The organism is Runella sp. R0.1_18 (assembly GCF_057652155.1).
The window spans coordinates 1-384 of sequence record NZ_JBYFCK010000110.1 but is presented as its reverse complement, the minus strand read 5'-3'; the positions used below and the strand labels follow the sequence as shown (position 1 = coordinate 384).

The 384-nt window shown below is 43.0% G+C and carries 1 protein-coding gene; it reads left to right on the top strand.

Features of this window, described 5'->3' with window-relative positions; translation table 11 throughout:
• On the top strand, positions 1 to 384 hold a 384-nt coding region (locus AC23P2_RS31290), incomplete at both ends, for a hypothetical protein (RefSeq protein WP_487776819.1).

Here is a 384-nt window from a genome sequence, read left to right as displayed (position 1 = left end):
ACATTGGGCAACATTTCTACTATCTGTGAGGGGGCGATGTCGTTTTCAATTCCTTATACCAATCCTACGCAATCTCCACAAAAGTATTCGATTGTAGGGTCAGGTATTACCCCCGTTACCGATGGGAATTTGTCTAACCCTATTACGGTTAATTTAAGCAATGCGGCATCGGGTAGTGCGATTCCTTTCACTCTCACGGTGAAAAATACAATCACCAACTGTGAATCTAGCAATATCATGGGTTCTGTGACAGTTCAAAAAAGTGTGGGCGGTACGGTAAGTTCAGCTCAAACGATATGTTCGGGGACTTCTCCGTTAGATATTAGTTTGTCGGGCCAAACAGGGAGTGTGGTGAAATGGCAAAAATCTAGTAATGCCAATTTT